The organism is Serratia sp. JUb9, assembly GCF_014298095.1.
Taxonomy (GTDB): domain Bacteria; phylum Pseudomonadota; class Gammaproteobacteria; order Enterobacterales; family Enterobacteriaceae; genus Serratia_B; species Serratia_B rhizosphaerae.
In genome coordinates, this window is record NZ_CP060416.1 from 482,316 (window position 1) to 506,798 (window position 24,483).

The following is a 24,483-nucleotide window of genomic DNA, read 5'->3' on the forward strand; positions in this document are numbered from 1 at the left end:
TTTGATGGGGAAAGTAGAGTTTGATTTCAGCCAGATCCCTGACCTGCCGGCGTTTTATCGCGATTTTGCCGATAAGTTTGCGCTGGGGGACGGTTTCGGCGCCAATCTGGATGCGTTGTGGGACGTGGTGACCGGGGAGATCGGTCTGCCGGTCGAGATTGAGTTCACCAATCTTGATAACCGTCGCAAACGTCGTTTTGGCGCGATCATTCTGCTGTTTGAGGAGGCGGAAGAAGAGCTGGAAGGCAGTCTGTATTTCAATATGCGTGAAGCCGACGGCGTCGCCGCCGCGCATCATCGGGGATGAACGTGTGATTCATCCCATGATGCCGGCGACGCCGTAATGCATTACTCGGCGGCTTCAGCCAGGTCGCGCAGATACTGAAAGATCTGACGGGCAGCCTTGGGCGTTTTGTTGGCGGCTTTCTCTTTCTGCGCGTTGCGCACCAGCGAGCGCAGCTGCTGGCGATCGGCTTGCGGATACAGCTCCAGCACCGCCGGGATCGCCTCATCCCCTTCCTCTACCAGACGATCGCGCAGCGACTCCAGCTTATGGAACAGTGAAACCTGCTGGTTATGGCGGTTTTTCAGCTTGTCCAGCGCGGTCTGAATCGGCTCGACGTCACGGGCGCGCAGCAGTTTGCCGATCAGCTGGATCTGGCGGCGGCGGCCTTCTTTCTTGATCTTCTGCGCCAGTTCGACGGCGGCGCGCAGATCGTCATCCAGCGGGATGCGTTCCAGCGCGTTTTTCCCTAAATCAACCAGCTCGCTGCCCAGGTCTTTTAACGCTTCGGCGTCACGTTTAATTTCACTTTTGCTGACCCAGATAATCTCGTCATCGTCCTCGTTTTCATTGTCCGGGACATCGTCGAGCCAGTCTTCAGGTTGTTTTTTCATGGTAGGCTCCGTTAAAAAGAGGCTAATCCTAACAGGTTGCCGCGGCGAACCCCAAAATAATTGGCATGGCGGCGATCGCGCGCAGATTAGCGTGCGAAATACTGCCGCCGGAGATGCGAAATTCTACGCGCTTCCTGTTAGACTCAAGGCTATGGATTTCTAAATTATGGCAGATTGATGAAAGTAGTCACTCAGGTTGCACAGCAGCGCAAGACGCTGGAAAACGCGGTTTCCCAGGCGCTGGATCTGGCGGCGGTCGGTTGCGATGCGGCAGAGGTCGCCGTGACGAAAACCACCGGCATCAGCGTCAGCACCCGCTTTGGCGAGGTTGAAAACGTCGAGTTCAACAGCGACGGCGCGCTGGGTATTACCGTCTATTATCAGCAGCGCAAAGGCAGCGCGTCGTCGACGGATCTCAGCCCGGACGCTATTGCGCGCACCGTACAGGCAGCGCTGGATATTGCCCGCTACACCTCACCAGATCCTTATGCCGGCCCGGCGGAAAAGGATCTGCTGGCGTTTGAAGCGCCGGATCTCGATCTCTTCCACCCGGCGGAACTGGATGCGGAACGCGGCATTGAACTGGCGGCGCGTGCCGAACAGGCGTCGCTTGGTGCCGATTCGCGCATCACCAATACCGAAGGCGGCAGCTTTAACAGCCACTACGGCATTAAGGTGTTCGGCAACAGCCACGGCATGCTGCAAAGCTACTGTTCCAGCCGCCATTCGCTGTCCAGCTGCGTGATCGCCGAGCATCAGGGCGATATGGAGCGGGATTACGCTTATACCATCGGCCGCGATCTGAACGATCTGGCCAGCCCGGAGTGGGTGGGCGAGGAGTGCGCACGCCGCACCCTGTCGCGTCTGGCGCCGCGCAAGCTGGCAACCATGAAGGCGCCGGTGCTGTTTGCCTCGGAAGTGGCGACCGGGCTGTTCGGCCATCTGGTCGGCGCCATCAGCGGCAGCAGCGTCTACCGTAAATCCACCTTCCTGCTGGACGCGCTCGGCACGCAAATTCTGCCGGAGTGGCTGACCATTGAAGAGCATCCGCATCTGCTGAAGGGGCTGGCCTCGACGCCGTTCGACAGCGAAGGCGTGCGCACCCAGCGTCGCGATATCGTGAAGGATGGCGTGCTGCAAACCTGGCTGCTGACCAGCTACGCGGCGCGCAAGCTGGGTCTGCACAGCACCGGCCACGCGGGCGGCATCCATAACTGGCGTATTGCCGGCCAGGGTAATGACTTTGCCGGCATGCTCAAGCAACTGGGCACCGGCCTGGTGGTAACCGAACTGATGGGCCAGGGCGTCAGCGGCGTGACCGGCGACTATTCGCGCGGCGCGGCGGGCTTCTGGGTGGAGAACGGCGAAATCCAGTATCCGGTCAGCGAGATCACCATTGCCGGCAACCTGAAAGATATGCTGCGTAATATCGTCAGCGTCGGCAGTGATATCGAAACCCGCAGCAATATCCAGTGCGGCTCGGTGCTGCTGCCGGAAATGAAAATCGCCGGTCAGTAATCACGGCGCGATGGCCGGCGCTGCGCCGGCCAGAATTACTCTCTCCCCAGCCTTTAACCTTCCTTACAAATCTCTGGTTTCGCTTTTTCCGTATGCCGCCTATGTTAACCAGCGGTTAATTAAAACAATAACGGAAGGTGAGCATGAACAATACACTGAAAGCGCTGGCGGCGTTGGCACTGCTGGGCGTCAGTTCTCTGGCAACGGCGGCCGATCTTGATGAAAATATGGATATCATCGCCGGCAACTATAAAACCGCGTTAAAAACCGATTCCGCCGACAGTTTCAAACAAAGCCTGCAAAATATGCGCGCGGCCGCGCAGGACGCCAAGCAGGGCACGCCGCCCAAGCTGGAGGATAAAGCGCCGGACAGCCCGGAAATGAAGGGCTTCCGTCACGGTCTGGATACGCTGATCGGCCAGATTGACGCCTCGCTGGCGCTGGCGAATCAGGGCAAATTGGCCGAGGCGAAAAAGCAGGCGGAAGCCTTTAAAACCACCCGCGACACCTATCATCAAAAATATCGCTAAGCGCCGTGGCGGCGGTCTTCCCGCCGCTTATCGCTCCGCCGTGCCGCCCTGCAGAAAGCTGGAGGGCGTCTGCCCCAGCACCCGGCGGAACATGGCGGAAAACGCCGCGCTATTCTCATAACCCAGATCCAGCGCTATCTGCGTCACGCTGTCGCCGGCGGCCAGCCGCGCCAGTGCCAGCACCACCGCCGCCCGCTGCCGCCATTGTGAAAATGACATGCCGGTTTGCCGCTGAAAGAAACGGCTGAAGCTGCGCAGGCTCATATATAGCCGTTCGGCCCACTGCTGCGGCGGCAGATGAATATCCGGCCGTTGTAAAAACGCGTGGCACAGCGCACGCAGCCGCGCATCGGCCGGTAGCGGAATGTGCAGCGGCAATGCCGGCATGAGCGCGATTTCATGCAGCAGCAGGACGATCAGCGCGCCGTCGCGACCGTGCTGCGCGTATTCAAGCGGCATCTCCACGGCGGCCATCAGCAACTGGCGCATCAGCGGTGAGATGCTGACCACCCGACAGGGCGCCGCACGCACCGTCTCCGGCAGGGCTGCCGGCTCGAGATACAGACTGTGGGTCGTCACGCCGATCATCGTCACCTGATGCGGCATGCCCGGCGGCAGCCATACCGCCCGCTGCGGCGGCACCAGCCAGTTGCCCTGCCGCGTCGTGACGTGCATGACGCCGGTGGCGCCGTACAGCAGCTGGGCGCGGCGGTGGCTGTGCATCGGCAGCAGATAGCCGGACGGATAATTTCTGGCGAGGGCGATAACCGGACGCGCCAGGTGATCGACTTCGTCGATCGGGACATTGTGCATCGGAGTTGCCGGGAAAGTTGACCGAAATGCAATGATAGATGGCATAACGGCGTATGCAAGCCAGAGACGATCGCTTTTATCCTGTCGCATTCTTTTCTGGGCAGGACATGGGTTATGACGGACGCTGTTATTCTGCTGGCCGCCGGTTTTCTGACCGGCATCAGCACCATTTTGTTTGGCTTCGGCGGTGGATTTGTGGTGGTACCGCTGGTCTACCATCTGATCGCCGGCGAGCAGCACGCACTGGCGATGCATATCGCCGTCGCGACTTCGACCACGCTGATGATTCTCAACGCCGGCTACGCCAGCTATAGCCAATGGCGTCGCGGGGCTTTACGGCGGGAAACGGTAATACCGCTGTTTTACGCGCTGGCGGGCGGTGCGCTGATCGGCGCGTTGATCGCCACGCGGCTGACGGACGGCCTGATCCGCCTGCTGTTTATCCTTTATATGCTGGTGACCATCATCGATTGCGTATGGCGTAAAGGTTTCCTGCAGAAAACCGCGCGACGTCCGTTGTCCGCCGCGACGTTATGGCTGGGCGGGCCGGCTATCGGCGTGATTGCCGCCATGCTCGGCGTTGGCGGCAGCGTGATGACGGTACCGCTGCTGCGGCGGCATGGTTATGAGATGAAATACTGCGTCAGCGCGGCCAATCCGCTGTCTATCGCCATCGCGGTGATGGGCGCCGGCATGTACGGCTGGCTGGGATACGGCAAGGTCGCCGGCGTGGGCTATCTGGGCTATGTCAATCTGGGGATGTTGGCCTGGCTGGCGCTGTCCGGCATGCTGGGGATGGTATTTGCCCGTTATGCGCTGCCGAAAATGCACGATGGGCTGCATGCGCGGGTATATGTATGGCTGCTGGTTCTGGTGCTGGTATCGATGCTGTTGTAACTGTACGGGCGGCGGAGGGCCGCCCGTCGTGCCGCTTAGCGGTGATATTCGCCAGCGGCTTCCGGTTGGTACAGCAGTTCCAACACTTCAATATCCGCCTGCTCGCCGTTCGGCAGCGTCCAGGTAATCTGCTTGCCGACGTGCATACCCAGCAGTGCCGCACCCAGCGGCGCCATCACGGACAGCTGTTCGTTGCTGTCCTTGAGCGAGGCGGGGTACACCAGGGTGCGCACGTGCTCCTCGTTGGTGTGCAGATCGCGAAAACGAACGATGCTGTTCATCGTCACCACATTGGCCGGGATTTGCGCCGGCGGCAAGATCTCGGCGCGATCCAGCTCATCGTTGAGTGCGGCGGCAATGTCGGTATGGGCGAAAGCCGGCTGTTCCAATAACGCATCCAGGCGTTCCGCATCCAGCTCATTAATCGTAATGATTGGTTTGGTCATTCCACTCTCCCGTTGTCCCCGGTGCCTGCAAGCGCCGGAGCTACATCAAAACACGCCGTGGGGGCGTTTTTTCCAAATAGTAAAAAGGCGGCATAAAGCAACACCCCGCGCCTGAAGGTGCGGGGTGTTGGCAATGTCGATGTGTCTTGCCGATAGTAGGCGCTTGGCCGCAGAAAAGAAAGAGATCTCGATCACGAACTTTTCTTCCGCATTTTCGCCCAGGCGTGTGCGAGCGGTGCGTTATCCCATTGTATTTACATTAACTTATCGCTAAATAATGCATTTTGAGAAACCGATCCCCATCCGTCACCTAATTTCCACTTTGAACTGGAAAAAAACGCGCTACACAAGCCATGTCGTCGGGGTTAGGGTAAAGCCATCAGATAAAGCGGTTTATTCAGCGCCGCTTTGTCACTCAATAATTAACGTCTGTATCCATGGGGTGACTGAAAAGTGAATGCAGGAGCAACTTCGGTAAAAACTGAACAGGCTGATATTGCGCAGGCGGCGGAAATAACCACCCAGCTGCTGGCGGATATTACTGAAATGTTAAACGCAGAGAATATTTATACCAACGAGGTGCAACAGCAAATGCTGGAATCACACGTACGCGCGATGGTATTACGCTCTATTACCGGCGAACCGCTGCCGGAAGTGGATAAATCTCTGTTTGATGAAATTTCGCAGCACTCGATGCAGCTGGCGCAGCGGGTGGTCGATCAATTAAAAACCTTGCCCATCGAGGAAGCCTATTTGCTTTCTGTGCATTTCGAAGTGGCAAAAGATAATAACCAATAATTAATTATCAATTATTATAAATCAGGAGAATATTTCATGAGTCAAATTACCGTAGTTATCGGCGATCGTCTGGGAAAAGGGCAGAAAGTGGGCCAGGGCGTTGAAAATGCCGGCGGAAAAGCAGTGGTCATCCCCGGCGTGGCGGCGGATATGAAGCTTGGCGATGTGATGAAGGCGGAAAATGCACAGCTGGGCATCTCGTTTTGCGGCAGCGGCGGCGCCGGTGCAATTACGGCGCAGACCAAGCATGGTTATAAAGCGAAATACGGCATGCGTTCCATTGACGAAGGCGTTACGGCGATTAATGAAGGCTGCAACGTATTAGGCTTCGGCTTTATGGATAAAGAAGAACTGGGTCAGAAATTGGTGGAAGCCTATATCAAAAAACACGGCGCGGCATAATGAAGGAACAATATACCACCTCAGTCACCGTTGCGGGCAAAGGCGATACGAAGGCCAAAGCCTTTGCCTCCGCATTGGCAAGCGTACAGGGCGCGGTATTAAAGTCCACCAGTAATATTCTGCTGCGTATCGAACCGCAGGACGTCAGCGTATTAAGTGCGGAAGAAAAAATAACAAAAGAAAGGTTTCTCTTTTTCTTCCTGCCGCGGGAAAGAAAAAGCTATGCAGTTTCATTGGAAGTAACCATAAATGTGACGGTCATCAACACTGAAAAGGTGGTCTTCACTACAAGATAAAAAACTGACAGATACCCGGAATTATTCATGTTACGGCGTTGTTGGCTTTAATTTGCAATTAATCGGGTATACGTGGAGAGATAAACAGATGTTTCTCATAATCTTATTTAAGTCGATTATTATCGGCGGGCTGGTAGGCGTTGGCGTCGGTGCTGGCGCCGCGCGTATGTTCCATGCCCCGACGACTCAGGGAATGGGGGCTTTCCGTACGTTAGGCGAGCTGAACTCTTGCGAGGGCGACCCGGCTTCGCACTTCTCATTTGGTCTGGGCTTCTTCTTTAACGCCTGGGCTTCCTCCGTAGCGGCCGGCGCCTTCACGCAGGATGTCGACCACCGCATTATTCCCAACTGGGGCGCTGCGGCGCTGATGATCAAAAACCGCAACGTGGCGCAAACGCTGCACGATCCGAAGAAAATGGCGATCGCCTGCGGCATCATCGGCATGATCGTGGTGGCCTTCCTTAACTCTACCGCCTCTGCGGTGCCGGCGGCACTGCAGGTGACGGCGATCAAGGTGCTGGTGCCGGCGGCCAACCTGCTGGTCAACACCGTGATGCCGGTGATCTTCTGGCTGGCGGCGATCGACGCGGGTAAACGTTCCGGCTTCTGGGGCACCATTTTCGGCGGCTTGGCGCAGCTGATCATGGGCAACGCCGTACCGGGCCTGGTGCTGGGGATCCTGATCGGCAAGGGCGTGGAAGAGAGCGGCTGGAACAAAGTCACCAAAATCATGATGGCGACCATCGTGCTGCTGTTCGTGCTGAGCGGCTTCTTCCGCGGTTTCGATATGGAACTGCTCAAATCTTTCAGCCTGGGCGTACCCGGCTGGCTGGATGCGATTCACAACGGCCTGAGCGGTAAATAAGGAGAGCGATGATGGAAGAACAAGTCCAACAAAAAGGCTTCTGGTATGCCGACTGGTCGTTCCCGATTTTTGTCGGCCTGCTGTCCGCCGGCGTGTTTGCCGGGACGCATATGTATTACCTGTACGGCATCGGCGCGTTTAACGAAGTGGCGTTTGTCTCAATGCTGCGCGCCGGCATGGATACCGGCGTCTATGGCGCGGTGGCGGCGTTCGGCGCCAGCTTCCTGTTTGCGCGCATGATCGAAGGCTCTCTGGTGGGGATCCTCGATATCGGCGGCGCCATTCAGACCGGGGTAGGGCTGGGCGTGCCGGCGCTGCTGTTGGGGGCCGGGTTCGTCTTCCCGGTGGCCAACTTCGCCGCATCGCTGGCGACCGGCCTGGTGATTGGCCTGGCGATTGGTTATCTGATCATTCTGGCGCGTAAATTCACCATCAATCAGAGCAACTCCACCTACGGCGCTGACGTGATGATGGGGGCGGGCAACTCCTCCGGCCGTTTCCTCGGGCCGTTGATTATTCTGTCCGCCATGACCGCGTCGATTCCTATCGGCATCGGTTCTCTGCTTGGCGCTTTACTGTTCTACATCTGGGGTAAACCAATCACCGGCGGCGCGATCCTGGGCGCCATGGTGCTGGGGGCGATTTTCCCGGTCGCCATTGCTTGACGTCCGGCTGTTCCCGCAGCAAGACAACTAATGTATACCCAGGCTTCACGCTGCGTACAGCGGCGTGAAGCCGGCGGGGTATAAGGAGTAATGAAGTATGTATGACTTGATAATCCGCCGCGCCCGACTGGCGGACGATACCCTGACGGACGTGGCGATCGCCGACGGTAAAATCGCCGCGGTCGGCCAGCTGTCGGCGGAAATGTCCGCCAGGCGCCAGTGGGATTTGGCGGGCAACTATCGTCTGAGCGCCGGCTGGATCGACGCCCATGTGCACTGCTACCCCTCTTCGCCTATTTATCACGATGAACCGGATCGCGTCGGCATCCATAGCGGCGTCACCTCGGTGGTGGACGCCGGCAGCACCGGCAGCGACGACATTGATGAGTTCTATACGCTGACGCGTAACACCAAAACCAACGTTTTCGCCTTCCTGAATATTTCGCGCATCGGTCTGCTGCGGCAGAACGAACTGGCCGATCTGAGCGATATCAACAAGCAAGGGGTGAAGAGCGCCATCGAGCGTCACAGCGGCTTTGTGATCGGCATTAAGGCGCGGATGAGCAGCAGCGTGGTAGGGCCAAACGGCATTAAGCCGTTGGTGCTGGCGAAAGAGATTCAGCAGGAAAATCAGCAGCTGCCGTTGATGGTGCACGTTGGCAACAACCCGCCGGATCTGGATGAGATTGCTGATTTGCTGACGCGCGGCGACATCATTACCCACTGTTATAACGGCAAGCCGAACCGCATTCTGACGCCTGCGGGCACGCTGCGTGAGTCGGTTCAGCGTGCGCTGAAGCGCGGCGTGCTGCTGGATGTCGGCCACGGCACCGCCAGCTTCAGCTTTGAGGTGGCGCGCCAGGCGATCGCGCTGGGCGTGCTGCCGCATACCATCAGTTCGGATATCTATTGCCGCAACCGCATCTCCGGCCCGGTACACAGCCTGGCGACGGTGATGTCCAAATTCTTCACTCTGGGCATGACGCTGCCGCAGGTGATTAATTGCGTGACGGAAAACGCCGCCTCGGCGCTGCGTCTGCCGAGCAAGGGGCAACTCAAGCCGGGTTTCGATGCCGATTTAACCCTGTTTGAGGTGCGTCAGGGGCCGCAGGTGTTTGCCGATTCCGAAGGGCAGTCCGCCACGGGCGAGCAACTGCTGGTTCCGCTGGCCGCAGTGGTGGCCGGGGAAGTCTTATTAACCGATGAAGGGAAGGCCGATCATGTCTTCGATCTATGAAAAATATAATTTAAAACAGGTGATTAACACCTCCGGCCGCATGACGATTCTCGGCGTTTCCACGCCGAGCCAGACGGTGATTGATGCGGTGGATTACGGCCTGAACCATTACTTTGAAATCAAAGATCTGGTGGATAAAACCGGCGCGTACATCGCCAGGCTGCTGAATGCGGAAGACGCGGTGGTGGTGTCCTGCGCTTCGGCGGGCATTGCCCAGTCGGTGGCGGCGGTGATCGTGCGCGACAACGCCAACCTGCTGGTGAACCTGCATTCGGCGCCGGTCAATGAACCGCGTGAGATCGTTCTGCCGCGCGGCCACAACGTTAATTTCGGCGCACCGGTCGACACCATGGTCGCCCTGGGCGGCGGCAAGGTGGTGGAAGCCGGTTACGCCAATGAGTGCTCGCCGCAGCAGCTTGCGGCCTGCATTACGCCGCAGACGGCGGCAATCCTGTACGTCAAATCACACCACTGCGTGCAGAAAAGCATGCTGTCGGTCGAGCAGGCCGCCGAGGTGGCGCGTCAGCATAATCTGCCGCTGATCGTCGACGCCGCCGCCGAAGAAGATCTGACGAGTTACTACCAGATGGGCGCGGACCTGGTGATCTACAGCGGCGCGAAGGCGATCGAAGGGCCGACCAGCGGGCTGGTGCTTGGCAAGAAACAGTACGTTTCCTGGGTGAAACAGCAGTCCGGCGGTATCGGTCGCGCGATGAAGGTCGGCAAAGAGGGCATCCTGGGCCTGACGCAGGCGATTGAAAGCTACCTGACGCAGGAAAAAACCAGCGGTGCGCAGATGGTCGAGCGTATGTCGGCGTTTATCGCCAATCTGAATACGCTGCACGGCGTCAGCGCGCAGACCGTCTGGGACAGCGCTGGGCGGGATATCGCCCGTGCGGAAATTACCTTTGACGAAGCCGCGATCGGCATCTCGACCTCGGAACTGGTGCAGGCGCTGAAGAACGGCGAAATCGCCATTTATTTCCGCGGTTACAAGGCCAACGAAGGCAAGATTGAAGTGGACGTGCGCAGCGTTGATGAAGCGCAGCTGATGACCGTATTTACCTGTATTAAACATTTATTGGAGAAACAAGCATGAAGCTGAAGCCAAACTATTACCGTGACCGCGTTTGTCTCAACGTATTGGCGGGGTCGAAAGACAACGCGCAGGAGATTTACGACGCGGCGGAAGGTCACGTGCTGGTCGGCGTGCTCTCCAAGAACTATCCGGACGTCGCCAGCGCGGTGGCGGATATGCAGCGCTATGCGCGCCTGATCGACAATGCGCTGTCGGTGGGGCTGGGGGCGGGCGATCCTAAACAGTCGGCGATGGTCAGCCTGATTGCGCAGCAGGTGCAGCCGCAGCACGTCAACCAGGTGTTTACCGGCGTCGGCGCCAGCCGGGCGCTGCTGGGGCAAAATGACAGCGTGGTGAACGGCCTGGTGTCGCCGACCGGCCGCGTCGGCCAGGTGAAGATCTCTACCGGGCCGTTGAGCGCCGACGCACCGGACGGCATCGTGCCGGTGGAGACCGCCATTGCGCTGCTGAAAGACATGGGCGGCAGCTCCATCAAGTATTTCCCGATGGGCGGCCTGAAGTGCAAGGACGAGTATCAGTATGTAGCGCAGGCCTGTGCCGAGCATGACTTCATGCTGGAGCCGACCGGCGGTATCGATCTGCAGAACTTCGAAGAGATCGTCGAGATTGCGCTGCGCGCCGGCGTGAAGCAGGTGATCCCGCACATTTACAGTTCGATCATTGACTCCGCCACCGGCAATACCCGTCCGCAGGATGTGAAAACGCTGCTGGCAATGACCAAAAAGCTGGTGGGCTGAACCCCGGCGTAAAAGACGGCGCCGCGCAGTGCGGCGCCCCGTTTTAATGGGCGTGGTCGGTTGTGCCCCTACCTCTATCAAGGATAAATATGCGAAACTGGGTTACCCTGCGAAGCGCTCCGTTATTGGGCGCAGTATCCCTGGCGCTGCTGGCGATGGCCAGCCCGGCGCTGCAAGCTGAGGACGCCATGACGACCACCTCATCCCGTTTTGCCTACATCGGCACCTACAATCCCAACGGCGAAGGCGTGTACCGATTACGCGTTGACGCCGCCAGCGGCGCGCTGAGCGATAAAACGCTGGTCAGCACGCTGGCCAATCCCGCCCAACTGACGGTCGATGCCCGCGGCAGAACGCTGTACGTCGCCAGCGAAGTCGGTACGGCGGATGACGGTAAGCACGGCACGATTGCCGCGCTGCGTATCAATGGCGAGGACGGCAGCCTGACGCCGCTCAATCAGGTGGATTCACAGGGCGCAGGCCCGGTATATCTTTCGCTGACGCCGAACGGCCGCCATCTGCTGGTAGCCAACTACCAGAGCGGCAGCGTGGCTGTCTTCCCGGTGGATGCGGAAGGCAAACTGGCGGCGGCCAGCTCGGTGCAGCAGCAGCAAGGCCCGGCCGGCGCGGCAAGGCCGGCGGCGGCGGTAGCCGGCAGCTTTGCCGTCAGCGATCATAACGGACCGCATGCGCATATGATCGCCAGCGATCCGAGCGGTAAGTTCGTGTTCTCGACCGATCTGGGACTGGATCGGATCTATCAGTGGCGTTTTGACGATGCCAGCGGCCAGCTGACGCCGAACGATCCGCCGTGGATCGCCGCGTCTTCGGCGGGTGCGGGGCCGCGTCATTTCGTCTTCCATCCTGACGGTAAAACGCTGCTGCTGGTGAATGAAGAGGCGTCCACGCTCACCAGCTACCGTTTTGACACGCAGCGGGGCACGCTGAGCCAGCTGCACGCGGCATCGACGCTGCCGGCGGACTATCAGGGCACCAGCTTCGCTGCCGGGCTGGCGCTGAGCCGGGATGGTAACAACCTGTACGTCGCCAATCGGTTGCACAACAGCATCGCACAATTTAGCGTCGGCAAGGCGGGTGAGCTGACGCCGGTGGCGGAAACCTGGACGCGGGGTGATTACCCGCGCACTATCACTCTGGATCCCAGCGGGCGCTATCTGTATGCGCTCAATCAGCGCAGCGACAACGTGACGCGTTTCGCCGTGGATCCACACAGCGGCAAGCTCAGTTTTATTGCAGGATATACGCCGGTGGGCAGCCCATCGCAGATGGTCTTTGCGCCGGCGAGGCAGTAACTCTCTGGTCGGTTTAGCGCAGCCCGCCTCGCGCTGAGGCGGGCGCTTAACATTGGAATGACAATGGTGAGATTTCCTTATCCTCGTTTAGCTTATCTGTTTGATGCGTTGCAATCGGAAACCCTGCCACAGGATGAACTGGCGAAACGCCTGGCGGTTTCCACCCGTACAGTGCGTGCGGATATCACCGCACTGAATGATATTTTGGAAAAATACGGGGCGCGTTTTGTTCATAGCCGTGGCGCAGGCTATCGGCTGCAGGTGGATGACGCCAAGTTGTTCAATGCGCTGCAGCTGCAGGAACGCAGAAAGCATGCCACGCCGCGCAGCGCGCAGGAGCGCGTGCACGCCTTACTGGTGCGTTTTCTGACCTCAGCGTTTTCTCTGAAGCTGGAAGATCTGGCCGATGAATGGTTTGTCAGCCGCGGGACCTTGCAGAACGATATGGCTGAGGTGAGGGAGCGGCTGGCGGGCTACCAGCTGACCATTGAAACCAAACCGCGTTACGGCATGAAGCTGTTCGGCGCCGAAATGGCGATTCGCGCCTGCCTGACCGATTTACTGTTCCAGCTGCACCTGGCGAATGCGGAAAATCCGCTGCTGAATAACGATATCCTGCTGCAGCCGCAGGTGGCGACGTTTGCCGGCCTGCTGCATCCGCTACTGTCGCAATACAATATTCGTCTGACCGATGAAGGCGAGCAGTATCTGATCTTTTACTGCGCCGTGGCGCTCAAGCGCATCAGCGACGGCTACCCGCTGCCGGAATTTGATGTGGAAGACGGCGACGAGGCGGTGCGCAAGGCGTCGACCTGGCTGGCGGGTGAGCTGAGCAAAGCCGCCGGCAAAGAGGTATCGGCGGCCGAAGAGGCCTATCTGCGGGTGAATATCGCCGCACGGCGGGTGCAGGAGGTGCGTCCGACCGAAATCAACGCCGACGATGAAGAAGCGCTGGTGGATTACATCCTTTCCTATATCAATACCCACTATAACTACAATCTGCAGGGCGACAAGCAGCTGCGCGCCGACCTGCTCACCCACATCAAAACCATGATTACCCGGGTGAAATACCAGATCAATATTCCCAACCCGCTGCTGACCAATATCAAACAGCACTACCCGATGGCCTATGACGTTACGCTGGCGGCGGTTTCCAGCTGGGGCAAATATACCCCTTACACGCTGAGCGAGAACGAAATCGGCTATCTGGTGCTGCATATCGGCGTCGGGCTGGAGCGACATTACAACATCGGCTATGAGCGCCATCCGCAGGTGATGCTGGTATGCGACACCGGCAACTCGACGGTGCGCATGATCCAGGCGCAAATCGCCCGCAAATATCCGCAGCTGGTGATGACGCGCACCGTTTCACTGCGTGATTACGAAGTGCTGACGCATATCGACGAAGACTTTGTGATTTCCAACGCCCGCGTCAGCGAGAAGAACAAGCCGGTGGTGGTGATGTCACCGTTCCCGACCGAATATCAGCTGGAGCAGTTGGGTAAGCTGGTGCTGGTGGACCGCACCAAGCCGTATATGCTGGAAAAGTTCTTCGACGCCAACCACTTTATGGTGGTCAATGAGCCGCTGACCCAGGAGCAGCTATTCCGCAAGGTGTGTGCGCAGCTGGAGCAGGAAGGCTATGTCGGCGAGGATTTTTATCCTTCGGTGGTGGAGCGCGAAGCCATCGTTTCCACCCTGCTCGGGGAAGGCATCGCCTTGCCGCACTCGCTGGGGCTGCTGGCGAAGAAAACCGTGGTGGTGACGCTGCTGGCTCCGCAGGGCATCGACTGGGGCGACGGCGAAATGGCGCACGTAATCTTCCTGTTGGCGATCAGTAAAAGCGACTATGAAGAGGCGATGGCAATTTACGAACTGTTTGTGACCTTTGTCCGTGAACGCTCGATGAGCCGGCTGCTGGGCAGCAATGATTTTGCCAGTTTTAAAGCGGTGGCGCTGGATTGCCTGAGCCGGATATAAATCGGTTATTTCTGAGTGTCCGGCTTCACGAACGTGCCGTTTGCACATTGACCGGCGGCCCTATGGTCTTAAAAATCAAAGGCTCTCTTTGCTGACAGGAGTCACAAGATGGCCACGTTTCCCCGCCGACCCGTAGAACCCGGCTACTGCGTTGTTGAAACGCCGGGTTCTTTAGCCTTTCAAGGAAGTACGCTGTTCGCCAATCCACGCAGTACTGCGGCCCGCTATTTTATGCAGATCAATGCGGATACGCCGTGGCTGAAGCCCGGGCAGATAGTGATTGTTGCCGATCCCGAACATTCACGTCAGGATGCGTTGCTACGGCAGTTATACCAGGCGAAGCGGACGGTTAACCGGGCTATGGAGCCGGTTAACGTTGAGCAGGCGAACTTCCTCCAGCGCCACTATGCCACTATTGCGACCATACTTAACGGCACCAGCCGAGGGCTGGGGATGGCCAGCGATGCCGGCAAGCAGTACTTTATGCGCATTGACACGATTCTTAAGCAGATTGAGGCCAGCTACCAAAATCAGTTCCGGACTCAGGGGACGCTGATTGGCCAGCAGTTTTTTGTTGAAAGGCAGCGGTTATTTAATGAGTTGAAAATCCTGCTGGATAAACCGATTTTTAGCCGGCTCACGCGCAACATCCTTAACCTGCACCCTTATGAGAGCATCAAACGAGCGTTGAACCTCTCCAGCCGTTCCATTGTGCATGAGTGGTCAACGGCGGGCGTCGGGGCGATAAAGGGCTATGCGAGCTACCTGGAGGGCGCCGGCAAGGCGGTGAAGTTTATGAAAGGCGCGGGCTGGATTGGTATTGCGACCGCCGGGGCCAGCGCGACCAATGATATTTATCATGCCTGCACCCTTGGCCGAGAGAAGGAATGTACGCGGGTGGCGTTAAAAGGGTATGGTGCTTTTGGTGCGGGTACCGTCGGAGGAATATATGGCGGAACCATGGGAAGCTTGGCCGGTGTTGGAGTTTGTACTGCATTGGGTATTATCAGCGCACCAGCAGGAGGAACGGCAGGGCTGGCCTGTGCAATTATCGGCGGTACGGCAGGCGGCTTGGCAGGTGGTGTCGCAGGAGAATATATCGGTGGGCAAGGCGGGGCATTTGTTGCAGATGTGCTTTTAAAGTAGCAGAGGGTAGGGCGTGATGAGTTTTTATTTGATGCTGGCTGGCTCGGTGCTGATATTTCTGGGCGTGGGTTTTTTTATATTTATCATGCTGTACTTTGGCGTAACGAAAAAGAAATACGAAAGAATTGTATCGGGCTACTTGTCTCGCGGTTTACCTATGCCAGACGTTTATACCGTTTTTTATCATGGTGGTTTTTTCACCAGCTTTTTACTGGTGAGATTTATGAGAAAGGCATTACGGGGGAAAAAGGTTGGGACGGGTAAGAGGCACTACCAACTATCCGCCGAGTCATATGATTATTTCAACACGCTGCCGAATGAGTTGATTGCCTGGATAAAGAGATATTACATGCTGCATATCATAGAGTTATCGATCATCATTCCCGGAGCTATCTTCATTTTGTTAGACCGCCTGTTAGGGGCCGTTGTACCCGGATATGCCGCATATTCAGGGTAAATACGCCATACTCCAAAAGGCGCGTCCGGCGCTTAATCTTCATCGAAGCCGGAATTAAACAGCGCTATCACCGCGTCCAGTGCTTGCTGCGCCTGCGGGCCGCTGGCCTCGACCTCAATATGCCGGCCTTGGGCGGAATCCAGCATCAGCAGCGCAATCACGCTGCTGGCTTCGGCTTCGGTACCGCTGTCGTTACGCAGAATCACCTCGGCATCAAAACTCTGCACCAGTTCAAACAGCTTCATCGCCGGGCGGGCATGCATGCCCAGCCGGTTCTTGATTTCGACCGTTTGTTTGATGGTCATTGCTTGCGTTTTTCCAGCGTACGGTGGCGCGATTGCACGTTCTTGCCGCGCGAGCGGAAGTAATCCGCCAGCTGTTCGGCCACGTACACCGAACGGTGTTTACCGCCGGTACAGCCGATGGCGACCGTCAGATAGCTGCGGTTGTTGGTTTCCAGCATCGGCAGCCATTGTTCCAGGTAGCTGCGCGTCTGGTAGATAAAGTTATGCACTTCGGTATGGCGGTCGAGGAACGACGCCACCGGCTTGTCCAGGCCGGTCATCGGCCGCAGCTTAGGATCCCAGTGCGGGTTCGGCAGGAAGCGGACGTCAAACACGTAGTCGGCATCGATGGGGATGCCGTGTTTGAAGCCGAAGGACTCGAACACCATGGTCAGTTCGCGTTCGCGTTTGCCCAGCAGGCGGGTGCGCAGCATCTCCGCCAGTTCATGCACTGACATTTCAGAGGTGTCGATGATCAGATCGGCGCGCGAGCGCAGCGGCTCCAGCAGATCGCTCTCTTCATCGATGGCGCTTTCCAGCGACAGGTTTTTGCTCGACAGCGGATGCAGGCGGCGGGTGTCGCTGTAACGACGGATCAGCGTATTGCGGTCGGCGTCCAGGAACAGCAGTTGCGGGGAGAAGCTGTCCGGCAGTTGCGTCATCGCATATTCGAACACTTCCGGTGACTCCGGCATATTACGCACGTCGATGCTGACCGCAGCGGAGCTGTTGCGTTCCGCCAGCGTTTTGGCCAGCTCCGGCAGCAGCACCACGGGCAGGTTATCAACGCAGTAAAAACCCATATCTTCCAGCGCCCGCAAGGCGACGGATTTCCCTGAACCGGAACGGCCGCTGACAATCATCAGCACCATGTGGCAACTCCCCCTGGCATCTCGGCGGCGCTTCTGCCGCCGTTGGAAATATGAGCCCGGCGACGGCCGGGATCCGTGACAGACAAACAGTATCGTTATCGCCGGCGGAAGTCACGCCGGCAACCGGTTATTCCGTAATGATCTGATAAAGCTCTTCGTCGCTCTGCGCGGCGCGCAGGCGGCGGCAGACGGTTTTATCGGCCAGACGCTTGGCGACCAGCGACAGCGTATGCAAATGGGTCTTGCACTGATCGGCCGGCACCAGCAGGGCGAACAGCAGATCGACCGGCTGGTTGTCGATGGCGTCGAAGGCGATAGGTTGGTCGAGACGGATAAACACGCCAACGGCCCGCAGTGTGTCCTCTTCCAGCTTGCCATGAGGGATAGCGATACCATTGCCGATACCGGTACTTCCCATGCGTTCACGGGTGAGAACCGCGTCAAACACCACCTGTGGCGACAGGTTGAGCTGTTTGGCTGCCAGTTCGCTGATAATTTCCAGAGCGCGTTTCTTGCTGTTGCAGTGTACCGAGCTTCTGGTGCACTCGATGTTGAGCACCGAGCTTAATTGCATTATTTCGTCGTTCATCTCATCTTCACTTAAAATCACACGCTTAAGCTTGCTTAGCGCTGGTTTGGCGGTGCCAAACGCTCTGCGACGTCGTTGCTTAACGAGGCGATTTTTCGTCTGTTAAACCCTGATGGCTTATCGGCGCGTTATTCTGCTGAATAACGCGCCGATGGCAGCCCGGTAGCACGAAGGCTACGTTCAGGCCGCTGCCGCGGACGGTAGCGGCCCAGATTGTCAGTGTTGCTTCAATTTGTCTTTATGTTTGTTCAATTGCCGCGCCAGTTTATCAATCAGGCAGTCAATTGCAGCATACATATCTTCTTTTTCCGAGGTGGCGTGCAACTCGCCTCCATTCACGTGCACCGTTGCTTCCGCAATCTGCTGCACTTTTTCCACGGTGAGCACGACATAAACCTGATTAATGCGGTCGAAATACTGTTCGAGCTTGGCGAACTTGGTATTCACGAACTCGCGTAACGGCTCGGTGATGTCGATGTGGTGTCCGGTAATGTTGAGCTGCATAATGTCTTCCTTCTCTATTGAGGTCAAACCAACTGTTTACGTTGGTTCGACGGCGGGATGGACAAAGACTCTCGGTACTTGGCGACGGTGCGCCGCGCCACCATGATGCCCTGATCGGCAAGCAGGGTGGCCAGTTTACTGTCGCTAAGCGGTTTGGCGGGGTTTTCCGCCGCGATCAATTTCTTCACCAGCGCGCGGATCGCCGTGGAGGATGCCTCGCCGCCGCTGTCGGTGTTGACGTGGCTGGAGAAGAAATATTTCAGTTCGAAGATTCCGCGCGGGCTGTGCAGGAACTTCTGCGTGGTCACGCGTGAAATCGTCGATTCATGCATCTCCACGGCCTGGGCGATATCCGCCAGCACCATGGGCTTCATAAACTCCTCGCCTTGTTCAAAGAACGCCTCCTGCTGCTCGACGATACAGCGCGTCACCTTCAGCAGCGTATCGTTACGGCTTTCCAGGCTTTTGATCAGCCATTTCGCTTCCTGCAGGTTACTGCGGATAAACTGGCCATCGGCTTCATTACGCGAGCTGTTGCCCAGTGCGGCGTAGTGTTGGTTGATCTTCAGACGCGGAATGCTGTCGGCATTCAGCTCGACCGTCCAGCGGTTGTGCACCTTGCGTACCAGCACGTCGGGAATGACATATTCCGACTCGCCGGTATTGATCGATTGCCCCGGGCGCGGGTCGAGCGACTGAATCAGCAGCATCGCTTCTTTCAGTGTATCTTCTTTTAGCCGGGTTGATCGCATCAGGCTGCGAAAGTCGTGATTGGCCAGCAGATCCAGGTGTTCGCTGATGATCAGCCGGGCTTCGGTGAGGAAAGGCGTCTCTTTGGCGTATTGAGAAAGCTGAACCAGCAGACAGTCGCGCAGGTCGCGCGCCGCGACGCCGATCGGGTCGAAACGCTGCACCCGTTTGAGCACCGCTTCCACCTCATCAAGCGTGACGTCTTCCGCGCCGACGCTTTCCAGAATCTCTTCCAGCGAGACGGTGAGATAGCCGGTATCGTCGACGGCGTCGACGATCGAGGTGGCGATAGCGGCGTCGGTATCGGAGAACGGGGTCAGATCCACCTGCCACATCAGGTAGTCCTGCAGCGTCTGGGTGGTTTCCCCCTGATAGACCGGCAGCTCATCGTCGCGGTAATCGGTGCCGGTGCCCGATGGCGTGCCGGCGGTATAGATTTCGTCCCAGGTGGCGTCCAGCGGCAGCTCGTCCGGCATCTCCTTTTGCTCCAGCGCCTCGCGGGTATCCAGACCTTCGGTGTCGTTGCCCTCTTCCGCGTCGATCTCATCGTGCGGGTCGGTTTGCTCAAGCAGCGGGTTGCTCTCTAACGCCAGTTGGATCTCTTGCTGGAGCTCAAGCGTAGACAGCTGCAGCAGACGAATGGCCTGTTGCAGCTGGGGAGTCATCGCCAATTGTTGGCTGAGCCTGAGTTGCAAACCTTGCTTCATAATGTTCTTTCTATTTTTCCGTTAACCGTCGCGTATCGCTGACGCAAGGCATTACAGGCGGAATTCTTCGCCCAGATAAACGCGTTTCACCTGCTCATCGCTCAGAATCGCTTCCGGCGTGCCGTGGGCGATCAGCTGGCCCTGGCTGACGATATAGGCGCGTTCGCAGACGTCCAGCGTCTCACGCACGTTATGGTCGGTGATCAGCACGCCCAGCCCGCTGTCGCGCAGGTGTTCGATGATTTTTTTAATATCGATAACGGAAATCGGGTCTACCCCGGCAAACGGTTCGTCCAGCAGGATGAATTTCGGGTTGGCGGCCAGCGCGCGGGCGATTTCGACACGGCGGCGTTCACCGCCGGACAGCGCCTGCCCCAGGCTGTCGCGCAGATGGGTGATATGAAACTCCTCCATCAGCTCGTTGGCCCGATCGGCGCGCTGCTCGCTGCTCAGATCGTCACGGATTTCCAGCACCGCCATCAGGTTGTCATAGACGCTCAGGCGGCGGAAGATCGAGGCTTCCTGCGGCAGATAGCCGATGCCGCGACGCGCACGGGCGTGCAGCGGCAGGATGCTGATGTCTTCATCATCAATGATGATGCGTCCGGCGTCGCGCTGTACGATGCCGACCACCATGTAAAAGGTGGTGGTTTTACCCGCGCCGTTCGGCCCCAGCAACCCGACGATTTCGCCGGAGTTCACTTTCAGGCTGACGTCTTCAACGACTTTGCGGCCCTTGTAGGCTTTCGCCAGATTTTCTGCGATGAGTGTTGCCATAAGTGATTAGTTACTCTTCTGACCGTTTTTATCCTGCAACTGCGACGGCACCAGCACGGTCTTCACGCGTTTGCCCTTGTCGCCGTATGCCTGCATTTGCTGCTGCTGCACCAGATAGGTGATGCGCTCGCCCTTCACGTTGCTGTCGAGCTGCTCCAGATAGGCATTGCCGGTCAGGGTCACCAGCTGCGGCGCCACGTCGTAGCGCACTTTCAGCGAGTGTCCTTTCACCGGTTTGCCGTTGTCCTGCATCTGGTAGAAGGTTACCGGCTTGCCGAAGGCTTCGATATAGGTTTTGTTCTGATCGCCGCCCGGACGGGTGACCACCACTTTATCGGCCTTAATCTCAATGGTGCCCTGCTTGATCACCACGTTGCCGGTAAAGGTGCTGACGTTGCTCTGCATATCCAGAGACTGGTTCAGCGAGTCAATGCTCACCGGCTGGTTGGCGTCGGACTTCAGCGCCAGAGCAGGGGCGCTGGCGGCCAAAACTAAGCTGCCGATCAACAGACTACGGAGTGGTTTTTTGAGTTTGAATTTCATAGTTGGTCTTAACCTTATCAATCAGCTCAGCGGTTTTGTCCCGCAGATTTCCGCGCATTTTCATGCCATTGGAATTAAAATTCGCGCCGTAAAGCGTAACTTCGTCATCGGAGGACACATCCTGGGTCACCAGATTTACCTGAGCATTGTCCGTTTTAATTTTTTCCAGCTGCGAGGTGGTGGTCAGGCTGTTTACCTCGACATGGCCGTACAAGTACAGCATACGGTCTTTGGTCAGTTTGGCGCGGTCGGCGCGTACCGACCAGGTGGCGACGGCGTTTTCGTCAAACAGCGTCATCACCGGCTGGGTGAACCAGCTCAGCTCTTCGGCGGTATAGTACTTGGCGCTCTCCGCCACCAGCTTATAATTTAATTTACCGGCCGGGTTGTAGACGACGGTGACCGTTTGCTGGCTCTGGTAGGTCGGATCTTCCGAGTTTACCGGCCCGGCCGTGGGTTCGTCATCGTAATCCGCCATATTCCAGCCGATCAGGGCCAGAACGATCAGCGCCAGTATAATGGTGATCCAGCGTTTGGTTTTGCTCATATCGACAGCCCTTTGGCGTCCTCCAGCTTGTTCTGAGCCAAAAGAATAATGTCGCACAGTTCACGCACCGCGCCGCGTCCGCCGGCGATGCGGGTGACGTAGTGGGCGCGCGGCGTCAGCAGCGGGTGGGCGTCTGCCACCGCCACGGCCAGGCCTACCTGCGCCATCACCGGCCAGTCGATCAGATCGTCGCCGATATAGGCTACCTGATCCGCCGACAGCGACAGTGTATCCAACAGTTCCCGGAAGGCCAAAAGCTTATCGGACTGCCCCTGGTACAGATAGCTGATGCCCAGCGTTTTTGCCCGGTCTTCCAGGAGCTTGGCAGAACGCCCGGTGATGATGCCGACTTCGATGTCTGAGGTTTTCAGACATCGGATGCCGTAACCGTCGCGCACGTTGAACGCCTTCAGTTCTTCACCGTTGTTGCCCATATAAATCAGGCCGTCCGACAGGACGCCGTCGACATCGCAGATCAGCAGACGGATTTTCCCGGCTCGCGCCATCACGTCTTGCGTTACCGGCCCGTAGCAGGTTTCAACCATACTCATTGATTTTCCTAGTTATTCTATCAATGGGGCCGCGTTTAGGCGCCCCGTCGCCTGTAAAAACTTAAACAACGCCGGCGCGCAGCATGTCATGCATATGTACCACACCCAGCAGCCGGTCGCCATCGGCAACCAGCAGCGCGGTAATATGGCGCTGCTGCATCAGGTTCAGCGCGTCCACCGCCAGCGTGTGCGGCCGCACGCGTACGCCGCCGCGCGTCATGACATCGGCAATTTTGGCGCTGTTCAGGTCGATGCCCAGATCGAAGATGCGGCGTAGGTCGCCATCGGTGAAAATGCCGGCAATGTTCATCTGGTCGTCGCAGATGACCGTCATCCCCAGGTTTTTGCGGGTGATCTCCAGCAGCGCGTCGCGCAGCGTGGCGTCGGTGCCGACGTGCGGAATCTCGTCGCCGCCGTGCATGATGTCGCTGACGCGCAGCAGCAGGCGGCGCCCCAGTGCGCCGCCGGGGTGGGACAGCGCGAAATCTTCCGGCGTAAAACCGCGCGCCTTCAGCAGCGCCACCGCCAGCGCGTCGCCCATCACCAATGTTGCCGTGGTGCTGGTGGTCGGCGCCAGGCCCAGCGGACAGGCTTCCTGCGGCACTTTAATACACAGGTGGATATCCGCCGCCTTGCCCATTGAGCTTTCCGGGTTATTGGTCATGCAGATCATCGGGATTTGCTGACGTTTCAGCACCGGAATCAGCGCCTGAATTTCACTGGATTCGCCGGAGTTGGAAATGGCAAGCACAATGTCCTGCGGCGTGACCATGCCAAGATCGCCATGGCTGGCCTCTGCCGGATGCACGAAGAATGAAGGGGTGCCGGTGCTGGCGAAGGTGGCAGCAATCTTACAGCCGATATGGCCGGATTTACCCATCCCCATCACCACCACTTTACCGCTGCAGGCGGCGATTTTTTCGCAGGCGCGGGTAAAGTCGTCATTGATGTAACTGTCGAGCTGCGCCAGCCCGTCGCGTTCGATCTGGAGCACTTCTTTACCGGCCTGCTGAAAATCGAAGCCAGGTTGCAACTCAATATTCGACATGCTTTTTCTCGTATTCTTAGCCAAAGGTAACGAATGGGTTGAAAAACAGCAGCGCAAGATACGCAATAAAACCACATAATAACAGAGCGCCCGCCAGATGGCCGATGCGATGTTTACGCCCGATGCACAGCGCGCTGAGCGCGATGATGGCCGCCAGCATCACCCAGTAGTCGCGCTGGAAGGCGGCCGGGTCGAGCCGGCTGGGCGACAGCAGGGCGGGCACGCCGAGTACGATCGCCATATTGAAAATATTCGAGCCGATAATATTGCCGATCGCCATATCGCCTTCGCCTTTCAGCGCGCCGGCTATCGACGTGGCGAGCTCGGGCAGGCTGGTGCCGACGGCGATCATCGTCAGACCGACCGCCAGCTCGCTCATGCCGAAATAGTGAGCGATAACCGTGGCGTTATCGACCACCATCCGCGAAGCGAGCGGCAGGATAATAAACGCCAGCACCAGCCACAGCGTGGCGACGGTGGCGCTGCCGCTTTGCGGCAGCTCGGCCATCTGCTCCCTGGTCAGGCTGTCATTGCCTTCGCGCTGGGCCAGCCGCGCGATCTTCAGCATCAGAGTGATAAAGCCAGCTGCGGCGACCAACAGCAGCGCACCGTCCAGCCGGCTGAGCTGGCTGTTCATCAACACCAGGCCGCATAATACTGTGACCGCCAACATCAGCGGCAGTTCGCGCCGCAGTATCTCTGAGCGGACCGCCAGCGGGTGAATCACCGCGGCAACGCCTAAAATCAACAGGATATTGGTAATATTGGAGCCGAGAACGTTGCCGACCGCCATATCGCTCTGGCCGTTCAGCGCTGCGGTGACGGACACGAACAGCTCCGGCAGCGAGGTGCCGATGCTGACGATCGTCATGCCAATGATCAGCGGCGGCATGCCCAGCGAACGGGAAATCACCGCCGCGCCATAAACCAGGCGGTCGGCGCCATATACCAGTAAAAACAAGCCAACGATAAATAATGCTATTGCGAGAAACATGCGTGTCCTTTGCGGGCATTATTCCCTGGGATTTGCCACTGCCGATCGCCGGCCTTCGGCGCTGTTGGGCGCGCGGGGCGTATGGCGATGACGTGAAACCGACAGGGAACCCGATTCGTTGGTCAAACATAGCCCGGCGGCTATTTTCTGCCTACCATTACCGGCTTGCGCCGGGGGATGGGCGCCATCGCCATCTGTGTCGTTATTTTTCGTGATGTGAC

At 58.0% G+C, this 24,483-nt stretch carries 30 protein-coding genes; 16 read left to right on the forward strand and 14 right to left on the reverse strand.

Annotated features, from left to right (window positions below; genetic code table 11):
• Positions 1-4: 4 nt before the first annotated feature.
• Positions 5-307, forward strand: coding sequence for a barstar family protein (locus HF675_RS02280; protein WP_105232781.1), 303 nt, complete (start codon positions 5-7; stop codon positions 305-307).
• Positions 308-348: 41 nt separating this feature from the next.
• Here HF675_RS02280 and yjgA read toward each other — a convergent pair whose 3' ends face one another.
• On the reverse strand, positions 349-897 hold the full coding sequence (yjgA, locus tag HF675_RS02285) for a ribosome biogenesis factor YjgA (RefSeq protein WP_105232780.1): 549 nt from the start codon (positions 895-897) through the stop codon (positions 349-351).
• Between the two features lie 177 nt (positions 898-1,074).
• On the opposite strand from yjgA, the gene pmbA reads away from it, so the two are divergent.
• Both pmbA and cybC read left to right on the forward strand, forming a co-directional pair.
• Entirely contained in the window at positions 1,075-2,415 is a 1,341-nt protein-coding gene (gene pmbA, locus HF675_RS02290; RefSeq protein ID WP_105232779.1) for a metalloprotease PmbA, read from the forward strand.
• Positions 2,416-2,558: 143 nt separating this feature from the next.
• On the forward strand, positions 2,559-2,945 hold the full coding sequence (gene cybC / locus HF675_RS02295) for a cytochrome b562 (protein WP_111736296.1): 387 nt from the start codon (positions 2,559-2,561) through the stop codon (positions 2,943-2,945).
• 27 nt (positions 2,946-2,972) lie between these two features.
• On the opposite strand, the gene HF675_RS02300 is transcribed toward cybC, so the two are convergent.
• Complete coding sequence (locus HF675_RS02300) at positions 2,973-3,758, reverse strand: helix-turn-helix domain-containing protein (protein WP_187043981.1); 786 nt, start codon at positions 3,756-3,758, stop codon at positions 2,973-2,975.
• Positions 3,759-3,872: 114 nt separating this feature from the next.
• On the opposite strand from HF675_RS02300, the gene HF675_RS02305 reads away from it, so the two are divergent.
• Complete coding sequence (locus HF675_RS02305; protein ID WP_105232776.1) at positions 3,873-4,655, forward strand: sulfite exporter TauE/SafE family protein; 783 nt, start codon at positions 3,873-3,875, stop codon at positions 4,653-4,655.
• Between the two features lie 35 nt (positions 4,656-4,690).
• Here the strand turns inward: HF675_RS02305 and rnk are convergent, their stop codons facing one another.
• Complete coding sequence (gene rnk / locus HF675_RS02310; protein ID WP_105232775.1) at positions 4,691-5,101, reverse strand: nucleoside diphosphate kinase regulator; 411 nt, start codon at positions 5,099-5,101, stop codon at positions 4,691-4,693.
• A 495-nt stretch (positions 5,102-5,596) separates the two neighbouring features.
• Here rnk and HF675_RS02315 point away from each other — a divergent pair, with 495 nt between their 5' ends.
• From HF675_RS02315 to HF675_RS02370, 12 genes are all read left to right on the forward strand, one after another.
• A complete protein-coding gene (locus HF675_RS02315; protein WP_370569837.1) occupies positions 5,597-5,899 on the forward strand; it encodes a glycine dehydrogenase in 303 nt (100 codons plus the stop codon).
• A gap of 36 nt (positions 5,900-5,935) precedes the next feature.
• Positions 5,936-6,301 (forward strand): SFCGS family glycine-rich protein, encoded by a 366-nt coding sequence (locus tag HF675_RS02320; RefSeq protein WP_105232773.1) that lies wholly within the window; start codon positions 5,936-5,938, stop codon positions 6,299-6,301.
• A complete protein-coding gene (locus HF675_RS02325; RefSeq protein ID WP_105232772.1) occupies positions 6,301-6,597 on the forward strand; it encodes a DUF4312 family protein in 297 nt (98 codons plus the stop codon). The genes HF675_RS02320 and HF675_RS02325 overlap by 1 nt, the downstream gene beginning before the upstream one ends.
• Before the next feature lie 88 nt (positions 6,598-6,685).
• The gene (locus HF675_RS02330; RefSeq protein WP_105232771.1) at positions 6,686-7,462 is read left to right on the forward strand and encodes a DUF4311 domain-containing protein; all 777 of its coding nucleotides are present in this window, start codon (positions 6,686-6,688) and stop codon (positions 7,460-7,462) included.
• 11 nt (positions 7,463-7,473) lie between these two features.
• A complete protein-coding gene (locus HF675_RS02335; RefSeq protein WP_187044682.1) occupies positions 7,474-8,127 on the forward strand; it encodes a DUF4310 family protein in 654 nt (217 codons plus the stop codon).
• Between the two features lie 97 nt (positions 8,128-8,224).
• Positions 8,225-9,364 carry an amidohydrolase/deacetylase family metallohydrolase gene (locus HF675_RS02340; protein ID WP_111736299.1) on the forward strand — a complete coding sequence of 380 codons (1,140 nt, stop codon included), beginning with the start codon at positions 8,225-8,227 and terminating at the stop codon, positions 9,362-9,364.
• Positions 9,348-10,463, forward strand: coding sequence for a DgaE family pyridoxal phosphate-dependent ammonia lyase (locus tag HF675_RS02345; RefSeq protein WP_111736300.1), 1,116 nt, complete (start codon positions 9,348-9,350; stop codon positions 10,461-10,463). The genes HF675_RS02340 and HF675_RS02345 overlap by 17 nt, the downstream gene beginning before the upstream one ends.
• The gene (locus HF675_RS02350) at positions 10,460-11,200 is read left to right on the forward strand and encodes a KDGP aldolase family protein (RefSeq protein ID WP_105232767.1); all 741 of its coding nucleotides are present in this window, start codon (positions 10,460-10,462) and stop codon (positions 11,198-11,200) included. Before HF675_RS02345 ends, HF675_RS02350 begins: the two co-directional genes overlap by 4 nt.
• An 89-nt stretch (positions 11,201-11,289) precedes the next feature.
• Complete coding sequence (locus HF675_RS02355) at positions 11,290-12,513, forward strand: lactonase family protein (RefSeq protein ID WP_187043982.1); 1,224 nt, start codon at positions 11,290-11,292, stop codon at positions 12,511-12,513.
• A 63-nt stretch (positions 12,514-12,576) separates the two neighbouring features.
• Complete coding sequence (locus HF675_RS02360) at positions 12,577-14,493, forward strand: transcription antiterminator (RefSeq protein WP_187043983.1); 1,917 nt, start codon at positions 12,577-12,579, stop codon at positions 14,491-14,493.
• A gap of 108 nt (positions 14,494-14,601) precedes the next feature.
• Positions 14,602-15,639: a hypothetical protein gene (locus HF675_RS02365; RefSeq protein ID WP_105232764.1), complete on the forward strand. Its 1,038-nt coding sequence runs from the start codon at positions 14,602-14,604 to the stop codon at positions 15,637-15,639.
• Positions 15,640-15,655: 16 nt separating this feature from the next.
• The gene (locus tag HF675_RS02370; protein ID WP_105232763.1) at positions 15,656-16,096 is read left to right on the forward strand and encodes a hypothetical protein; all 441 of its coding nucleotides are present in this window, start codon (positions 15,656-15,658) and stop codon (positions 16,094-16,096) included.
• Between the two features lie 32 nt (positions 16,097-16,128).
• Here the strand turns inward: HF675_RS02370 and npr are convergent, their stop codons facing one another.
• The 11 genes from npr to HF675_RS02425 all read right to left on the reverse strand — a co-directional run bounded on the left by npr (position 16,129) and on the right by HF675_RS02425 (position 24,262).
• Positions 16,129-16,401, reverse strand: a complete 273-nt coding sequence (npr, locus tag HF675_RS02375; protein ID WP_015962012.1) for a PTS phosphocarrier protein NPr — start codon at positions 16,399-16,401, stop codon at positions 16,129-16,131.
• The gene (gene rapZ / locus HF675_RS02380) at positions 16,398-17,252 is read right to left on the reverse strand and encodes an RNase adapter RapZ (RefSeq protein WP_015962011.1); all 855 of its coding nucleotides are present in this window, start codon (positions 17,250-17,252) and stop codon (positions 16,398-16,400) included. The genes npr and rapZ overlap by 4 nt, the downstream gene beginning before the upstream one ends.
• A gap of 127 nt (positions 17,253-17,379) precedes the next feature.
• Entirely contained in the window at positions 17,380-17,841 is a 462-nt protein-coding gene (ptsN, locus tag HF675_RS02385) for a PTS IIA-like nitrogen regulatory protein PtsN (protein ID WP_105232762.1), read from the reverse strand.
• A gap of 216 nt (positions 17,842-18,057) precedes the next feature.
• Positions 18,058-18,345 carry a ribosome hibernation promoting factor gene (hpf, locus tag HF675_RS02390; protein ID WP_015962009.1) on the reverse strand — a complete coding sequence of 96 codons (288 nt, stop codon included), beginning with the start codon at positions 18,343-18,345 and terminating at the stop codon, positions 18,058-18,060.
• A 23-nt stretch (positions 18,346-18,368) separates the two neighbouring features.
• Entirely contained in the window at positions 18,369-19,802 is a 1,434-nt protein-coding gene (rpoN, locus tag HF675_RS02395; RefSeq protein WP_105232761.1) for an RNA polymerase factor sigma-54, read from the reverse strand.
• A gap of 51 nt (positions 19,803-19,853) precedes the next feature.
• On the reverse strand, positions 19,854-20,579 hold the full coding sequence (gene lptB, locus HF675_RS02400) for an LPS export ABC transporter ATP-binding protein (protein ID WP_105232760.1): 726 nt from the start codon (positions 20,577-20,579) through the stop codon (positions 19,854-19,856).
• Between the two features lie 6 nt (positions 20,580-20,585).
• Complete coding sequence (gene lptA, locus HF675_RS02405; protein WP_105232759.1) at positions 20,586-21,122, reverse strand: lipopolysaccharide ABC transporter substrate-binding protein LptA; 537 nt, start codon at positions 21,120-21,122, stop codon at positions 20,586-20,588.
• Positions 21,091-21,669, reverse strand: coding sequence for an LPS export ABC transporter periplasmic protein LptC (gene lptC / locus HF675_RS02410; protein WP_105232758.1), 579 nt, complete (start codon positions 21,667-21,669; stop codon positions 21,091-21,093). The genes lptA and lptC overlap by 32 nt, the downstream gene beginning before the upstream one ends.
• On the reverse strand, positions 21,666-22,220 hold the full coding sequence (kdsC, locus tag HF675_RS02415; protein WP_054307545.1) for a 3-deoxy-manno-octulosonate-8-phosphatase KdsC: 555 nt from the start codon (positions 22,218-22,220) through the stop codon (positions 21,666-21,668). The genes lptC and kdsC overlap by 4 nt, the downstream gene beginning before the upstream one ends.
• 61 nt (positions 22,221-22,281) lie before the next feature.
• Entirely contained in the window at positions 22,282-23,268 is a 987-nt protein-coding gene (gene kdsD, locus HF675_RS02420) for an arabinose-5-phosphate isomerase KdsD (protein ID WP_105232757.1), read from the reverse strand.
• A gap of 16 nt (positions 23,269-23,284) precedes the next feature.
• Complete coding sequence (locus tag HF675_RS02425) at positions 23,285-24,262, reverse strand: calcium/sodium antiporter (RefSeq protein WP_111736304.1); 978 nt, start codon at positions 24,260-24,262, stop codon at positions 23,285-23,287.
• Positions 24,263-24,483: the final 221 nt, after the last annotated feature.

Coding starts and splice junctions, on each gene's coding strand:
- rnk (WP_105232775.1), bottom strand. CDS start 5,101: ATGACCAAACCAATCATTACGATTAATGAGCTGGATGCGGAACGCCTG.
- kdsC (WP_054307545.1), bottom strand. CDS start 22,220: ATGAGTATGGTTGAAACCTGCTACGGGCCGGTAACGCAAGACGTGATG.
- npr (WP_015962012.1), bottom strand. CDS start 16,401: ATGACCATCAAACAAACGGTCGAAATCAAGAACCGGCTGGGCATGCAT.
- rpoN (WP_105232761.1), bottom strand. CDS start 19,802: ATGAAGCAAGGTTTGCAACTCAGGCTCAGCCAACAATTGGCGATGACT.
- HF675_RS02370 (WP_105232763.1), top strand. CDS start 15,656: ATGAGTTTTTATTTGATGCTGGCTGGCTCGGTGCTGATATTTCTGGGC.
- HF675_RS02305 (WP_105232776.1), top strand. CDS start 3,873: ATGACGGACGCTGTTATTCTGCTGGCCGCCGGTTTTCTGACCGGCATC.
- HF675_RS02335 (WP_187044682.1), top strand. CDS start 7,474: ATGGAAGAACAAGTCCAACAAAAAGGCTTCTGGTATGCCGACTGGTCG.
- hpf (WP_015962009.1), bottom strand. CDS start 18,345: ATGCAGCTCAACATTACCGGACACCACATCGACATCACCGAGCCGTTA.
- HF675_RS02320 (WP_105232773.1), top strand. CDS start 5,936: ATGAGTCAAATTACCGTAGTTATCGGCGATCGTCTGGGAAAAGGGCAG.
- HF675_RS02280 (WP_105232781.1), top strand. CDS start 5: ATGGGGAAAGTAGAGTTTGATTTCAGCCAGATCCCTGACCTGCCGGCG.
- lptB (WP_105232760.1), bottom strand. CDS start 20,579: ATGGCAACACTCATCGCAGAAAATCTGGCGAAAGCCTACAAGGGCCGC.
- pmbA (WP_105232779.1), top strand. CDS start 1,075: ATGAAAGTAGTCACTCAGGTTGCACAGCAGCGCAAGACGCTGGAAAAC.
- HF675_RS02345 (WP_111736300.1), top strand. CDS start 9,348: ATGTCTTCGATCTATGAAAAATATAATTTAAAACAGGTGATTAACACC.
- lptC (WP_105232758.1), bottom strand. CDS start 21,669: ATGAGCAAAACCAAACGCTGGATCACCATTATACTGGCGCTGATCGTT.
- HF675_RS02355 (WP_187043982.1), top strand. CDS start 11,290: ATGCGAAACTGGGTTACCCTGCGAAGCGCTCCGTTATTGGGCGCAGTA.
- HF675_RS02340 (WP_111736299.1), top strand. CDS start 8,225: ATGTATGACTTGATAATCCGCCGCGCCCGACTGGCGGACGATACCCTG.
- HF675_RS02425 (WP_111736304.1), bottom strand. CDS start 24,262: ATGTTTCTCGCAATAGCATTATTTATCGTTGGCTTGTTTTTACTGGTA.
- lptA (WP_105232759.1), bottom strand. CDS start 21,122: ATGAAATTCAAACTCAAAAAACCACTCCGTAGTCTGTTGATCGGCAGC.
- ptsN (WP_105232762.1), bottom strand. CDS start 17,841: ATGAACGACGAAATAATGCAATTAAGCTCGGTGCTCAACATCGAGTGC.
- rapZ (WP_015962011.1), bottom strand. CDS start 17,252: ATGGTGCTGATGATTGTCAGCGGCCGTTCCGGTTCAGGGAAATCCGTC.
- HF675_RS02330 (WP_105232771.1), top strand. CDS start 6,686: ATGTTTCTCATAATCTTATTTAAGTCGATTATTATCGGCGGGCTGGTA.
- yjgA (WP_105232780.1), bottom strand. CDS start 897: ATGAAAAAACAACCTGAAGACTGGCTCGACGATGTCCCGGACAATGAA.
- cybC (WP_111736296.1), top strand. CDS start 2,559: ATGAACAATACACTGAAAGCGCTGGCGGCGTTGGCACTGCTGGGCGTC.
- HF675_RS02350 (WP_105232767.1), top strand. CDS start 10,460: ATGAAGCTGAAGCCAAACTATTACCGTGACCGCGTTTGTCTCAACGTA.
- HF675_RS02360 (WP_187043983.1), top strand. CDS start 12,577: ATGGTGAGATTTCCTTATCCTCGTTTAGCTTATCTGTTTGATGCGTTG.
- kdsD (WP_105232757.1), bottom strand. CDS start 23,268: ATGTCGAATATTGAGTTGCAACCTGGCTTCGATTTTCAGCAGGCCGGT.
- HF675_RS02365 (WP_105232764.1), top strand. CDS start 14,602: ATGGCCACGTTTCCCCGCCGACCCGTAGAACCCGGCTACTGCGTTGTT.
- HF675_RS02300 (WP_187043981.1), bottom strand. CDS start 3,758: ATGCACAATGTCCCGATCGACGAAGTCGATCACCTGGCGCGTCCGGTT.
- HF675_RS02325 (WP_105232772.1), top strand. CDS start 6,301: ATGAAGGAACAATATACCACCTCAGTCACCGTTGCGGGCAAAGGCGAT.